The 14,456-nt window shown below is 32.4% G+C and carries 12 protein-coding genes; 1 reads left to right on the forward strand and 11 read right to left on the reverse strand.

What is annotated here, in order from left to right:
- Positions 1-3 precede the first annotated feature (3 nt).
- The 10 genes from QMO72_RS12970 to QMO72_RS13015 form a co-directional block, all read right to left on the reverse strand.
- A complete protein-coding gene (locus QMO72_RS12970; RefSeq protein ID WP_069824603.1) occupies positions 4-840 on the reverse strand; it encodes a sugar phosphate isomerase/epimerase family protein in 837 nt (278 codons plus the stop codon).
- A 26-nt stretch (positions 841-866) separates the two neighbouring features.
- Positions 867-1,724 (reverse strand): sugar phosphate isomerase/epimerase family protein, encoded by an 858-nt coding sequence (locus QMO72_RS12975; protein ID WP_069824602.1) that lies wholly within the window; start codon positions 1,722-1,724, stop codon positions 867-869.
- 20 nt (positions 1,725-1,744) lie between these two features.
- A complete protein-coding gene (iolD, locus tag QMO72_RS12980) occupies positions 1,745-3,658 on the reverse strand; it encodes a 3D-(3,5/4)-trihydroxycyclohexane-1,2-dione acylhydrolase (decyclizing) (RefSeq protein WP_103266235.1) in 1,914 nt (637 codons plus the stop codon).
- Between the two features lie 108 nt (positions 3,659-3,766).
- Entirely contained in the window at positions 3,767-5,194 is a 1,428-nt protein-coding gene (locus QMO72_RS12985) for a sugar porter family MFS transporter (protein WP_069824600.1), read from the reverse strand.
- Between the two features lie 353 nt (positions 5,195-5,547).
- Complete coding sequence (locus tag QMO72_RS12990) at positions 5,548-5,898, reverse strand: PTS glucitol/sorbitol transporter subunit IIA (RefSeq protein ID WP_103266236.1); 351 nt, start codon at positions 5,896-5,898, stop codon at positions 5,548-5,550.
- A gap of 12 nt (positions 5,899-5,910) precedes the next feature.
- A complete protein-coding gene (srlE, locus tag QMO72_RS12995; RefSeq protein ID WP_103266237.1) occupies positions 5,911-6,921 on the reverse strand; it encodes a PTS glucitol/sorbitol transporter subunit IIB in 1,011 nt (336 codons plus the stop codon).
- Between the two features lie 10 nt (positions 6,922-6,931).
- Positions 6,932-7,483 carry a PTS glucitol/sorbitol transporter subunit IIC gene (srlA, locus tag QMO72_RS13000; protein ID WP_103266238.1) on the reverse strand — a complete coding sequence of 184 codons (552 nt, stop codon included), beginning with the start codon at positions 7,481-7,483 and terminating at the stop codon, positions 6,932-6,934.
- Positions 7,467-7,940 carry a transcriptional regulator GutM gene (locus tag QMO72_RS13005; RefSeq protein ID WP_103266239.1) on the reverse strand — a complete coding sequence of 158 codons (474 nt, stop codon included), beginning with the start codon at positions 7,938-7,940 and terminating at the stop codon, positions 7,467-7,469. Before QMO72_RS13005 ends, srlA begins: the two co-directional genes overlap by 17 nt.
- Positions 7,941-7,943: 3 nt before the next feature.
- Positions 7,944-9,827, reverse strand: a complete 1,884-nt coding sequence (locus QMO72_RS13010) for a BglG family transcription antiterminator (RefSeq protein WP_103266240.1) — start codon at positions 9,825-9,827, stop codon at positions 7,944-7,946.
- Positions 9,828-9,850: 23 nt separating this feature from the next.
- Positions 9,851-10,645 carry an SDR family oxidoreductase gene (locus QMO72_RS13015; RefSeq protein WP_103266241.1) on the reverse strand — a complete coding sequence of 265 codons (795 nt, stop codon included), beginning with the start codon at positions 10,643-10,645 and terminating at the stop codon, positions 9,851-9,853.
- Positions 10,646-11,564: 919 nt separating this feature from the next.
- Between QMO72_RS13015 and ldmS the strand changes: the two genes are divergently transcribed.
- Positions 11,565-12,773, forward strand: coding sequence for an L-aspartate--L-methionine ligase LdmS (ldmS, locus tag QMO72_RS13020; RefSeq protein ID WP_103266908.1), 1,209 nt, complete (start codon positions 11,565-11,567; stop codon positions 12,771-12,773).
- Positions 12,774-12,901: 128 nt separating this feature from the next.
- Here ldmS and QMO72_RS13025 read toward each other — a convergent pair whose 3' ends face one another.
- Positions 12,902-14,455, reverse strand: a complete 1,554-nt coding sequence (locus QMO72_RS13025) for a BCCT family transporter (protein ID WP_103266906.1) — start codon at positions 14,453-14,455, stop codon at positions 12,902-12,904.
- Between the last annotated feature and the right edge of the window lies 1 nt (position 14,456).

The raw sequence follows: 14,456 nt of genomic DNA on the forward strand, positions 1-14,456 counted from the left end.
TTTTTACAATGTAAAATATGGTTGAACACTTTCTATCATAGTCTCTTTAGATTTTTTAATCACATCTTCCGCAGGCATCTGATAATATTCTGGGCGGAACAATTCTATAGATATATATTCACCCTGAAATGCCATATCCTTCAATGTAGATAATATACCAGGAATATCAATAGCGCCTAATCCTGGGAAACATCTATCCTCATCTGTTAAAATACCTATCGGATAGTCATCGACATCATTGATATGCAATAAAAATATATTATCAATATTTCCATTTTTTAAGTCATCTAAGCGTGAACCCATAGCATGAAAATGAAAGAAATCCAATACTATCCCTACATTAGGATCATTAATGTCCTCAATAATGGCATGCGCTTGATTAAAAGTATTAACTGTTGCATATGGCGCCCCAAGAAATTCTAAAGCGAGTTTAATATCATATTCTGCGGCTAACAAAGCCAACTGTTTCAACACATTGACACAACTTTTATGAATATCTGCTTGTAATATTTTTTCTTCAGTAACTAACGGAACTGCTACAATATATTGAGCACCTAAATATTCAGCAATTTCTAACCATTCTTTAAATGTATCTAAAACGACTTTATAATCCGCTTCGTTTCTATTATTAAAAAATTGTAACGCATTTAAACTTAAAGGTTTAATCTGATGCGTATCAAAAAATTGTTTCATATCTTCTAAAGAATGTTCTTGTAAATATTCAGGAAGCTTATCCATCTGTATTTCAATAAAATCATAACCATGCTTCTCGCATAATTCCAACTCTTGTTGTAAAGTAGCATTTTCTTTTGTAGTCGCAACATTATATCCTAACTTCATAAATCACCTCAACTATCATTATGGTATTAAAATAATTCTTTCTTTAATTTATTCAACATAAAAGTGGCTGATTCATCAGCTTTATCTACCCAAGCAAAAACTGAATTCGTAGCGATGCCATCAAATTTCATTTCTTTTAATTTTCTAAATATCGTATCGAAATCTACTTCACCTTCACCAATATTAAGGTGCTGATGCACAGTCACTTCAGCGTCAGGTGGATTCACAATATAACGTAAGCCATTCGCAACAGTGTGATTTAATGTATCAGAGAATAACACATGCTGTAATTTATCCCCTGCATCATCAAACATTGTCGCTATATCGCCTGTACCGTCGTCATGAAAGAACGTATGTGAAGTAGAATACACTAAATTTATCCACTCTTTATTTAATCCTCTAATCATTCTTAAGGCTTCATCATTACGCTCAATAAAATCATAAGGATGTGCTTGTAAATTTAAATTTATTCCTTCTTTTTCAAATATTGGTAGTAGCTCATCCATAGATTTAATAAATTTTTCCTCACAAATCTGAGGTTCATATTTATTTCCATTAAATTCTGTATTCATGACTTCTACATTTAAATCACTCGCTATCTCTATCGCACGTTTCCAATTACGGACTGCACCTTGCCGTCTTTCTTCATCAGGCCCCGACCAAGCCATCACTGGTAAGACCGATGATAATTGGACCCCCGCGTCACTACACCATTTCTTAACATTTTTTATCATACTATTATCAACTTTTGGGTATTTATAAAACGGTATAAAATCTTCTCTAGGAGAAAGCTCAATATATTCATATCCTAATCTTGCTGCTTTGTCTATCACTTCTTTCATTGATAAGTCTGTGTACATTGCTGGGTCTAATGCTAATTTCATATCATATTCTCCTCTATTAATTAGTATTGTTTAGCTTTCTTTAACTTTCCCACTTTCAAATCATGTGCAGCCTGTATGTCTTTCGAATTAGAAACTTCTGGTATACCTACATGCCACCAGCTCTCATAACCATCTGTCATTGTCTTAGGCAATACTTTTATTTCAATCAACGTACTAATATCTTGTTGTTCTGCATCTTTAAGTGCTTCTTCTAATGCTTCTAATGAATACACTTTATATACTTTGGCACCATAACCTTCAGCTACTTTTGCATAATCAATATTTAATATTTCATTGTCCGAAGTTCTAAATTCGGTGTGATAACTATTAACACCATTTTCCATCTGCAAATTATTAATACACCCATACCCCGAATTATCAAATAGCAATATATTCACTTTCTTCTTGTATTGCAGTGAGGTGATAAATTCAGAATGTAACATAAGGAAACTTCCATCTCCTACAAATGAATATACTTCGTTAGCCGGATCAGCTAATTTCACACCTAATGCACCAGAAATTTCATAACCCATACATGAATATCCATATTCAACCCCATATGTGTTTGGTTGTGTTGCATTCCACAGACGTTGCATATCACCAGGAAGTGAACCCGCTGAGGTGATTACATTACTTTTAGGATTAACGACATCATTAATTTTCAACACGACTGAGCTCTGAGTTAATTCGGTATTCAAAGCATCGGCGTATTCATTTAATACTTCTTGGTTAAACTGATTTTTTATTTCTGGATCGAAATGATTTCTATCATACTTAATGGTACTTAAACGCTCTCGTTCTTTTTCCCATTCTTGCTTAGCTTCAACAATTTCATGTTCATATTCTGTTTTATAATTATCTAGATGCTTTAATAATTGTTGAAGTGTGGCTTTAGCATCAGCAATAACTTGTATTGCATCTAACTTATATGCCTGCATTCTATTAATGTTTATATTCAAAAATTTCGTTTTCTCAAAGTTAAATGCAGTTTTAGACGATGTAGCAAAATCAGTATACCTAGTACCAATCCCTATGACTAAATCTGCTTGATAAGCAATTTTATTGGCAGCTAATGTTCCAGTAATACCCATGCCACCTAAATTATTTTTAAATGTCGCCTCTACAGTGGATTTACCAGCTTGCGTCTCAACTAAAGGAATATTGTACTTTTCAGAAATTTCAATCAATTCTTCGCGTGCACCGGCATATTTTGCACCACCACCTACAAGAATTACAGGTTGTTTGCTTTGTTTAATTGTTTCAGTCATTAATGCTATTTCTCGTTCAACCGGTTCAGGACGATCGATATAGTGTACACGTTTTTTAAAGAACGTAGCGTCAAAATCAAACGCTTCACCTTGTACATCTTGAGAAATACAAACCGTTGCTGGGCCTGCTTGTGCTGGATTCGTCATGACTTCAAACGCCCTAATCAAACTGGACATTAATTGTTCAGGACGTGTGACTCTGTCCCAATATCTAGAAACCGCCTTTAAAGCATCATTTGTTGTTGTAGTTAAATTAGATTCATGTTCAACCTGTTGTAATACTGGATCCGGTTGTCTTGTAGCGAATGTATCACTTGGCAGTAATAATACAGGAATGTTATTCGCAAGCGCCGTTCCTGCTGCCGCGGTCAAATTAGCCGATCCAGGACCGACCGACGTAGTCACTGCATAAATGTTACGTCTCAAACGTTGTTTACTAAAGCCGATTGCCGCATGAGCCATACCTTGCTCATTTTTACCTTGAATAATGTTTAAGTGTCCTGGGTCTTCTTCTAATGCTTGCCCAATACCCATTACATTGCCATGGCCAAAAATATCAAACACACCTTCAACAAAAGGCTTTTCTTCACCATCAACACATATATATTGTTGTTTCAAAAATTTAACCAAAGCTTGTCCAGTTGTTAATCTTAATTTCTCTTCCATATAACCATCCTTCCATCAATGAAGATAAAATACCAAAACATAATCAACTTATTATCATAATATAATTGTTAACGCTTTCAGTTAATCGATATTATTGATCTTTTTATTTTATTTAGCTTCTTCAACCAATTTCTCACTCACAATCTTGCTATTTTTCTTGGCTGATTTAAAATGCTCTTCTATTTCTTCTAACGACTTATCTTTCGTCTCTGGAAGTACTTTCTTAACAAAGACGATTGCTAAAATATTTAAAACAACAAATACTGTAAATGTTGATGCTAAACCGAAATGACCAAGTAATACTGGGAATGATAAACTAACTAAGAAATTCGTAATCCAACAAAAGAATACACTAGCGCCCATACCTACACCTCTAATTTTCATTGGAAATATCTCAGAAAGCATTAGCCATGTTACTGGAGATACACACCCTTGTTGAAAAGCTAAAAATGTTACAGTAAGCAACAATATCACAAATGGTAGTATAGGCGTCCCTGCTAAAAATATTGGAAATATACTTAATAAAATAAGCGTAAACACAATCCCAATTTGTCCCGTTAATAACATGGTACGGCGCCCGATCTTACCTAATAACCAAATACCTACAAAGGTTGCTAATACAGATATAACGCCATTAGCGATATTTCCAATTAACGCTGCCTTAGTCCCAAAACCAGCATTCCTTAATATTTCTGTACCATAATACATGATCGAATTCACACCAGTGATTTGCTGTACCACGCCGAGTCCAATACCAATAAATAATATTTTTCGAACCCACGGTTTTGTGAATTCATTTTTGGATTTTTCTTTTATTAATTTCTCTTTATCAATAACTGTTTTAATTTCTTTTATTTCTTCTGCTGCTGTTTTTTCATCTCTAAGTGTTCTTAATATTGTATAAGCTGGCCAATACTTACTTTTACTGGCATGCCATCTTGGGCTTTCAGGTACTCTTAACATACCAAACCATAGTATGATTGCTGGTATCGTAGCGACTAGTAACATGATTCTCCATATACCAGGATTATCTACTAAATTTCCTAAAATACCATTGATAACATAAGCCATTAATTGTCCTGAAACAATCATCAATTCATTTTGCGTTACCATTCGTCCTCTCTTTTCTTTCGAAGACATTTCAGAAAGGAACGTCGGAACAATAACTGATGCACCACCAACCGCCAATCCTAGTATTAAACGAAAGGCCACCATAGAACTTACATTAGGTGCAAGTCCACAACCTAATGTTGCAAAGAAGAAAATAATGGCTAAGACCATAATCATTTTCTTTCTTCCTAATGCATCAGATAACCTACCACCAGCTATAGCTCCAAATGCGGCCCCAAATACTAAAGAACTTGATACTAATCCTTCAGTAGCAGGCGTTAAATCCAATTGATTAGACAATGACATATACGGTAAAGCACCATTTATAACGCCAGTGTCAAAACCAAACAGTAATCCCCCAAACGTTGCAATGATTGTAATTTTCTTCATTTTGCCATTTTTTATGTCAACTTCTGATTTTTCCATGTGAAACACCTCTTATTTACGGAATATAAACCCAAAACAACACTAAAACATTACCAACATTTAATAACATAGTAATACTGTTAGCGCTTACAGTCAATTATTTTTATGATTTCATATGCTCAAAAATAGTATTTCCACCTACACTAAATATGAAAAAACCCCTACAATTAAAGTGGTTTGTAGGAGCTTTACATCAATATATTTAATTATTAAAAATCCGTAAAATATAATAGCGGTAAAAACTTATTTAACTAGCTTTATTTTTAATCGTTAAATAACCATTATTACAACAACCTTTATATGTTAACTTTCTTGACATCTAAAATCATTTGCTTTTAATTTGAACTATTTATTTATTGAATTTTCAATTCTGTACCTTTAGTCATTTCTGGTACCTTCGTGTCTTCTAAATATAATGTGCCTGATTGATCTGCAGTATCACTACCATCAAATTTAAGTGTGATATGACCTAGGTTAGCTAAATTGTCTTGTACTGCTGAGCCAACCTTCGTAATATCAAAAACATGATGATCTATATATAATTTTTGTTTTTCGGTAATGGTACCTTCAACTGCATTAATATCAATAATATAGCAATAATCAACTAACTCATCTGGTGCATTATCACCGAATAATATAACCATTTTTTCTTCTTCAAATGCTTTAGCATCTTGTCCTATCTCTTTTACAATTGTTTTATACATTTTATCTCTCCTTTATTTATATAACCCAAAACTTGCAAGCCACGCAATGAAAACCCGAGGCACACCATTTAAAAATCTGGAGTACAGAACTGAAGGCACACCAATTTCTATTGTTTTAGTTTCAGCTTCTGCTAAACCGAGCCCAACAGGTATGAAATCAGCAGCATTTTGAGTATTAATTGCAAATAATGCTGGTAATGCCAAATGCGGTGGGATATTGCCTTTTCCAATTTCCACACCAATCAATGTACCTAACACTTGACCAATCACTCCACCTGGACCTAATAAAGGACTTAAAAATGGCAATGAACAAATCAATCCGATAGCTAATAATCCCCATATATTACCTGCAAGTGGTGACATAACTTGAGCAAATAGTTTACCGATACCCGAGCCTTGAATAATACCAATTAATAATGCTACAAATCCCATAAAAGGAATGATTGTATGTAACATTGTATCTACAGCATCCCTTGCCGCTTGATAAAAGGTATTAATAATTTTACCAGCTCCAAGTCCAATTTTAGTTAAAATACCTACATGTTCTTGTTCAGCTCGCGTTTCCATAAGTTTTTTGTCTTTTGAGTACATGCTATTAGTCGCTTCTTTATTTTGTGTCTCTGTTGAAGTACTAACCACTGCTGTTTCCTCTTCTGCACCTAGTTCTGAAACCTGACTGACATCAACGTTTGAAACATATATATCTTCCGTAATATATTGTCTTAGCGGACCACTTTTGCCGGTGGCCATAATATTAATGGTTGGAATACCTTTTTTAGGATAAATACCGCATCTTAATGTTCCACCACAATCAATAACGATAGCCATGATTTCTTCTTCTGGGACTGATGTTTCAAAGCCGTTTACAGGATCTGCACCTGTAATTTCAGAAATTTTATCCACAATCTCAGGTTTATGACCACCTGTGATATAAACTAATTTCTTCTTGTCTCCTTCAACGCCAAATGTTAACGGCCCTCCAAATCCTCCAGAACCTTTAACCACTTTTACTTTTTTATTCATTTATTTCACCTCATCCCTCTAATTTAATCTCTTTACTTAATTTTACTTTTTGTTGTTTTTCTACAAAGCTTGTTGTGAAATCTGTAACCCAACCACCAATAAAGTTCACTAACAAACCAACCAATAGGTAACGTACAGCTAGATCCGTAGTTGGTAGTCCTAATTTTTGAATACCATTCGCTATTCCTAAGAAAATAAATAATTCTGCTGGATTAATGTGAGGAAACAATCCATTACTCGTGTGTGCAAATTGTGAAGCTGATGCAAAATAACTTGGTTTATATTTTTCTGGCATAAATCGTCCTAATGAATGAACCATCGGATTGGCTAACATAAATGATCCTAAGAATGGTAATACTAAATAACGCATTAATGGGTTTTTAGCAGATTTTTGTGCAACAAAATTGATACGCTCTTCACCAATTAATTGAATGAGTGTGTTCATCGCTATAAGTAACATAAGTACTAAAGGGACAATCGTACCCATCCAATCTATAAATGTATCTGCACCAGTCTGAAATAATTTTATAAACGCTTCAGCAAATTTAACGACGTAATCCATGTTTCATACCCCTTTCACTTTTAAAAATATTATTTACTTTTTTTACTGCTTTCATCATTGGTGAAGGTATCTTCTCAATTTCTCCACCGCTTTCTACAACTTTTAGCGTGTGTTGAGCATCTAAGATTGCTTTGACTAATAATTTGTTGAAATTTGTTAAATCTTTTCCTGTGATTTTATTGAGTTTTAGATTTTCTAAACCTTCTATAGGTTTGAACTTACTAAACACTGTTACCCCTTGCATGTAACGCGCATCTTCAATTTCATTTTTCCCATTTAGCTGTAATAAGACGAGCGTTCCAGATTTGAATACCGATGGACGTCTACCAATAGCAACTTTCCCCTTATAACGTAATTCTGTATAATTTTTAGTGAAATTTTTTATTTGTAACCAGCCCAGTAAATGTTGTACGACAAATCCGATAGCCGCTAATACAATTAGCAAAATAAAGAACATAATTTATCCCTTCATTTCTTGATTTAATAGTGTTTTAAATTCATAAAAGTTCGTATTGCGTGAAAATTTACTGATTAAAAACGTGTTTGTTGATAATGCTAAAACTTCTTCGTATATCCGAATTAATAATGCTTCGTTCATTGTTTCTTCAGGTGTAGCGATAAGGACTATAATTTTTAAGTCTGGATAATCAGCACAACCATTCTCTAAAAGTATGATTTTTATACAAATACTGCTTTTTTTATGGCTTGCATGCGGAAACCCTAATTTTCTATTTATTGTAGACTTGCTTTTTTCTCTATTTATAATGCATTTTTTAAAATCTTTATCTACTTTATTTTGCGCATACAACGCATCAGCCATCATCGCTATCATTTCTTGATATGTGGACTTATTATCCAAATAATACAAATCATTTTCAGTCATACAGTCCGCAATTACACTTTTATTAAAAATATTTTTACGATTTAAATCTTTATAAATTAAAAATTGTTCCACCTTCAGTTTAAGTACTTGCTCGTCAAAAGCATCTTCTATATAAATAATTCGATTAAACAATCTATTTTCTTTAACTGTTGATATTACAATTTCATAATTATCTAGATCTTCTTCGTTAAAATCCGCTTTTTCAATCATAGTGATTTCAACCTGTTTACCAAATAATTTAATCACATTATTTTTTAATAATTTATAAACACTTAGCCCATAATCAGTTAATATAGCTACTTTAGAAATATCTTTAACTTCTTGTTCTAATTTTTCTAAATAGATACTAAAATATATCGTTAAATATCCTAGTTCTTCTTCAGAAACTTTTAACTTTAACGCTTTTGTAATGTTTTCACCTAGTACTTTAGATAACTCAAATGCAAACGGAAATCTTTTTTTCATTTCAATTGCACTTTCGTTATGTAGCCTAATATCAAAAATAATCCGATTAATTAAGTATTTAATGTGTAACCTGATATCTTTTGTAAATAATCCATCGTCTATTTCTATGCCAAAATATTTAATAACGTCATCAATCGTGTGCGCAATAATGTCATCAATTAAAGCTGCTTCAGAAGACGAAATTAACTCGTCCAATATGGTAGCCCTTCTTCCCATTAATTGAATAACAACTAGTATCAATTCTTTGTTAATATCTAAATTTTTATAATTTTCTGTTAAATATTCTTTCACAAAATCAATGGCTTTGTAATCGTTAGATACAAAGACGTTATTATCTATGGTAAGCTCCCTATCCATAAATGCTTTTTCATCTATTCGATCAATTGTCACTTTAATTGCTATCACTAACCGTTGATAAGTTTGCTCATCTAATTTAAGCGCCTTTTTTAATTCGAGTAATTGCTCATGCAGTTGTAAGTCCATTTCTATATTTAAATATTTATTGGAAAATTTTTCTATAATTAGTTTTCTAATATCATATTCTCTACCGCTGATATATAACCCTACGTTAGGTTTACCAATAATTGAAACCTCGTATACTTCCAACTCTGCTTTCATATCTTTCAATAAATTACTCACACTCGTCTTACTCATAAAAGTATATTCCGCTATATCATCTATAGTGCGTATTTTGTTGTTCAAAATTTGAAAAAATATGGTTTCCATCTTATTACCATTTTCAGAGTATGCATTTTCTGTAAGTTCGATTACCTCATCTAATTGATTTAAGAATTGATGTTCATTTTCAATATATATCGTTAAATTTTGTTGAGTCTTTGTAATAGCAATCATATTATCAAAGTAATCATTAATTTGTTTAATGTAATTTAATAGTGTGCGCTCTGAAACTTCCACAAGAAATGATAATCTTTCTATTGAAGTATGATTATTAAGCAGTAATTGTATTATTTTTATATGCTTTCTATTTAACTTCATTGTACTCCCCTAACTTGATGGGATTATCCTCTGGATTTACCTCCTGAAATGTTAATCGTAGTTCCTGTAATATAGCTTGATTTATTTGAACTCAAGTAACATACTAAATCCGAAATTTCTTTCAATTTCCCTACTCTTCTTAAAGGAATTGATTTAGAATAATCTCCATTCAATTGATCTACAGTAATATTTCTACTATATGCCAATGACTTTTCATATTGTTTGGTTCTTAATCCCGTTTCTTCAATAATCCCTGGAGCTATTGCCACAACATTAATATTATATTTACCTAATTCTTTGGCCCAACTTCTGGTTAACCCAATTAATGCCGCTTTTGTAGCAGAATATAAGCTTTGTCCTTCGGAACCTTCTTGACCTGCTTCACTTGAAATATTGATAATTTTACCTGAATTTTGTTGAATGAAGTGTTTAGTAACTGCTTGGCTAAACCATATAGGTCCTTTTAAATTTACATCAAACATCAAATTTAAATCTTTATCATTAATTTCATATTCTGGATGGCTTCCAGCTGAATCTAGTAATAGTCTTGGTAAATTTATACCCGCATTGTTAATTAAAACATCGATTTTCCCCTCTTTGTCATGAACTTCATTTACAGCTTTTTGTACAATGTCTCTATTTGTTACATCCACTTGTAAGAAGTGATAATTTTTTTTATTTAAACTGTTATCTTTTAAATCTGCATTATATACAATCGCACCATTTTCTAATAAATTAATTACGATTTCATTTCCTATTCCAGAACTTCCACCTGTTACAATTACCACTTTACTTTCAATTTCTAACCAGTTAGTCATCTAAAAATCCTCCTAATTTGTAATAAGCTTGTTATCATTGTATTTGTATTCGCTTACATAATTAATACAAAGTTTTATGTAAGTTTTGGAAAAAGTACAAATAATTGACTTTAAATTGATTATTACTGTTAGAATCTGTACAAAATAATTAGTATGATTTTTAAATCGATACACTAAACTTAAAGAAACCCAAATCCTATTTTCAAATAAGTTTTGAGTTCTAATATCAGTTTACTGTCCTATTTTTCATATCCGTTGTATCATGTATATATACACATTAATAAATTCCCCTATTTAAATCTTTCTTTTACAATGAATTTTTTACGAATAACGTTTGATTATCAAATGATTGGGAATTTGATAAGAAATTAAGTTTTTAATTTTATAACACAGCATTGCTCTTTCATTATTGACGGAAATAAAGCTTTTCCTGATGAAATACCATACTTCTTAAGACCTTCCAAAATACCTTAATATTCGTTACTGTATCACTCGTATATTTGCCCTCGTTTAAAATTTATATTTTTACTAATCTCTTTATCTTTTAGCGTATGCCTGTTCCCTTCTAACTAGCGATTTATCATATATTTTTTACTTTATATAATCTATACAAGCACTTACTATTAAGTTGGATTTTAGCAATGTAACATACATTTCCATTCATAAATGATTCATTTAATTAATATAACACTGTAAAAAATTCATAGGCTATTCTGTATACTTTTTTTAAATTATTGGAATATGTTTGAATTTCTTAATAAAGGAAACTATATAGGATGCAACATGACCTTGATAACTAAAATGACGTTGCCTTTATAATTTTACAGCGCTTTATTTTAAAAAAATAATATTAAGATGAAATCTAATAGATATATTTTTAATACAATTGGGTTCGTATTAATAATAAAGGGTGATTAAAATGAACAATAAAATTAATACAAGTGCACTACTAACACTGAGCAACCTTCACGGGACGGGGGTCGCATACACATCAAGACCTTCTTATGACTCCAACCCATGGTTATCAAATGAAGAACATCAATCAAATTATTTAACAGGTCGTGAAATTCTCATTGCTGATCAACTACCTATGCTTGTTCACCAGGCTAGTGTTACTGAGAAACTCACTTCTTTGTTTGAGCTCGTTGGTTTAGAAATCCCTGAAAATATTTTTACCTTTGATGATAAATATAGTTACGAATGTTTAATTCAACAGTTAGCTTATGAGGATGGAAATAAAATTTTGTTTCAGTATCCACACAGTGAAGACGTTTTGAGTAATCGTCATTATGGTGTGGATAAAGATCTTTTTATTGCTTTAAATAACAAATCTAGACTTGCAGAATGGACAAATAATAAATACTTGCCTGATAGAGAGGTCATCAATATAGAACGCTTTTCAAGTGCTATGTCTAGATGGTCGTTTCCTTTTGTATTAAAGATTGGCGATGATTTACCAACATCTGGCGGGAATGGCGTGATGATTTGTCATAATAATAATGACCTTAAAAGTGCAAAAATGAAAATTTCAAATGCTCAAAATGTATCTAAAACGATAATAATAGAAAGAAAAATAGAAGCTATAATTAACTATTCGGTTCAATATGCTTATTCAAAATCCCAAGGTCTGATATTTTTAGGTGCTACTGAACAACTCACTGATACAGCCGGGCACTATCAAGGTAATCATAAAATAGAACATGTTCCTCAAGCAGTTGTTCAAGCCGGCAAAGAAATTATGCAAACAGCCGTTGATAAAGGCTATTTAGGCGTCGCTGGTTTTGATTTATTGGTTGATAAAAATGAAAATATATATGCAATAGACTTGAATTTTAGACAAAATGCTTCAACAAGCCTATTAATGTTAGAACCTATGTTAAAAAGTGGTCATCATAAATTTTTCACTTATATCTCTCCTTGTGATAATAAATTGTTTTTTAATACTATTCTTAAATATGTCCAAAAAGGGATTTTATTTCCAATCGCGTATTATGATGGGGATTGGTATAGCGAAGATGGTATTAAATCAAGATTTTGTGGTATTTGGCATGGAGGTAGCAAGGACTACCTAGAAAAAGCTGAAATACAATTCTTAAAAGAAATAGATGCAAGTTTAATAAATAACTGATATTTTCCCTTTAAAATTTATATTCTTCGGTATGTATTTATAATATTAATAACCCCTCACTCTATATAGAGTGAGGGGTTATTAATATGTTTGAACACTAGTGAAACTCACTTTAAGTCGTCACTATTTTACTCTACTTTTTCTTTAGACTTATCCTCAACAATGTTTTGTTTAACTGCTAATTCATGCGCAATCTTAGGCGCCGTCCAAACCACAGGTAGCATAATAATCGATATAGGCACTGCGGTGACAATAATAAAGGATTGTATCGCATCAATACTACCTTCTCCTATATTAATTAAAATAATCGAAATGACTGCCATAATAACAACCCAAAACAATCTGATTACTTTAGGCGGGTCTCCCTCACCTGTCACTGACATCGAAATTGAATATGACATCGTATCTGCAGTAGTTATAACAAATATTAGCGTTAGAAGTAATAAAGCCACCACTAACATCGTACCTAAAGGTAAATTTGTAGCTATTGAAATAACTGCTGCTGGTAATCCATTATCAGATAATGGACCACTGATGGCACCACTATTTTTAGTTTCATAAAATAGACCGCTTCCCCCTAAGATAGAAAACCATAAGTGAGAAACTACAGCTGCAACGATTGAAACAAGTAAGAAAATTTCTCTAATTGTACGCCCTCTTGATACTCGTGCTACTAACATACCCATCAAAGGACCATAACCTATAAACCAACCAAAGAAGAAAAGCATCCATGATCCAGCCCATTTATCGTCGCCTCTAAATGTACTAATTTCTAAAAAGTGTGTAAGGTAAACACCGTATGAATTTAAAAATGTATCAATAATAAATCGTCCTGGACCAATTAATAAAATAAATACTGCAACTGCAAGTGCGAGCCACACATTTAATTTACTTAAAAATTGAATGCCTTTATCTATACCTGTCGTAGCAGAGATTGTCACAATAATCATAAGTCCACCGACCGATAATACTTGTGTAATTAAGCTATCAGGTATACCGAAAATACTATGTAACCAGTAACTAAATTGGAATCCAAAGAATCCAATCGTCCCAATCGTTCCAGCTACAGCTCCTAAAATACAAAATACGTCTATAATTGAACCTGTTTTATTATTTTCAATTTTCTTTCCAAACACAGGGTATAGTAATGTTCTTGGTCTCATTTTCATGCCTTTATTATAGTGTGCATACATGATAATAATACCACTTACTGCACCGTACACTGCCCAAGCAGTAAAGCCCCATGACGTAAAGCTTTGTGCCATCGCAGCAGGAATCGCTGCTGTGCTTTTATCTTGAATGCTTGAATCCATTGTAGGCGGTACATCCATAAAGTAATACATTGGTTCAGCTGCAGCCCAAAATATAGCCCCTGCGCCCAGTCCTGATGTAATAACAATAGCTGCCCATCTGAAATAACCCATTTCTGGTTCAGAAACGTTACCTAGTCTTACACGACCATACTTGGAAAAAGCTAAAAATAGACCTACAGCAAATGTCGCAAGTAATAACACCTGCCAAAATGCTCCAAAATAAGTTATCGAAAGCTCAAAACCTTTGTGTACAAAGTTCGAAGTTACTTTAGTGAATAGCGATGACATAATGACAAATAACACAAGTATGCCACCACTAATAAGAAATACAGGCCAATCTAATTTATCTTTCCAATAAGAATCTTTAATA

The organism is Staphylococcus casei, from assembly GCF_030294405.1.
GTDB lineage: Bacteria > Bacillota > Bacilli > Staphylococcales > Staphylococcaceae > Staphylococcus > Staphylococcus succinus.

Coding starts and splice junctions, on each gene's coding strand:
- QMO72_RS12970 (WP_069824603.1), bottom strand. CDS start 840: ATGAAGTTAGGATATAATGTTGCGACTACAAAAGAAAATGCTACTTTA.
- QMO72_RS12975 (WP_069824602.1), bottom strand. CDS start 1,724: ATGAAATTAGCATTAGACCCAGCAATGTACACAGACTTATCAATGAAA.
- iolD (WP_103266235.1), bottom strand. CDS start 3,658: ATGGAAGAGAAATTAAGATTAACAACTGGACAAGCTTTGGTTAAATTT.
- QMO72_RS12985 (WP_069824600.1), bottom strand. CDS start 5,194: ATGGAAAAATCAGAAGTTGACATAAAAAATGGCAAAATGAAGAAAATT.
- QMO72_RS12990 (WP_103266236.1), bottom strand. CDS start 5,898: ATGTATAAAACAATTGTAAAAGAGATAGGACAAGATGCTAAAGCATTT.
- srlE (WP_103266237.1), bottom strand. CDS start 6,921: ATGAATAAAAAAGTAAAAGTGGTTAAAGGTTCTGGAGGATTTGGAGGG.
- srlA (WP_103266238.1), bottom strand. CDS start 7,483: ATGGATTACGTCGTTAAATTTGCTGAAGCGTTTATAAAATTATTTCAG.
- QMO72_RS13005 (WP_103266239.1), bottom strand. CDS start 7,940: ATGTTCTTTATTTTGCTAATTGTATTAGCGGCTATCGGATTTGTCGTA.
- QMO72_RS13010 (WP_103266240.1), bottom strand. CDS start 9,827: ATGAAGTTAAATAGAAAGCATATAAAAATAATACAATTACTGCTTAAT.
- QMO72_RS13015 (WP_103266241.1), bottom strand. CDS start 10,645: ATGACTAACTGGTTAGAAATTGAAAGTAAAGTGGTAATTGTAACAGGT.
- ldmS (WP_103266908.1), top strand. CDS start 11,565: ATGAACAATAAAATTAATACAAGTGCACTACTAACACTGAGCAACCTT.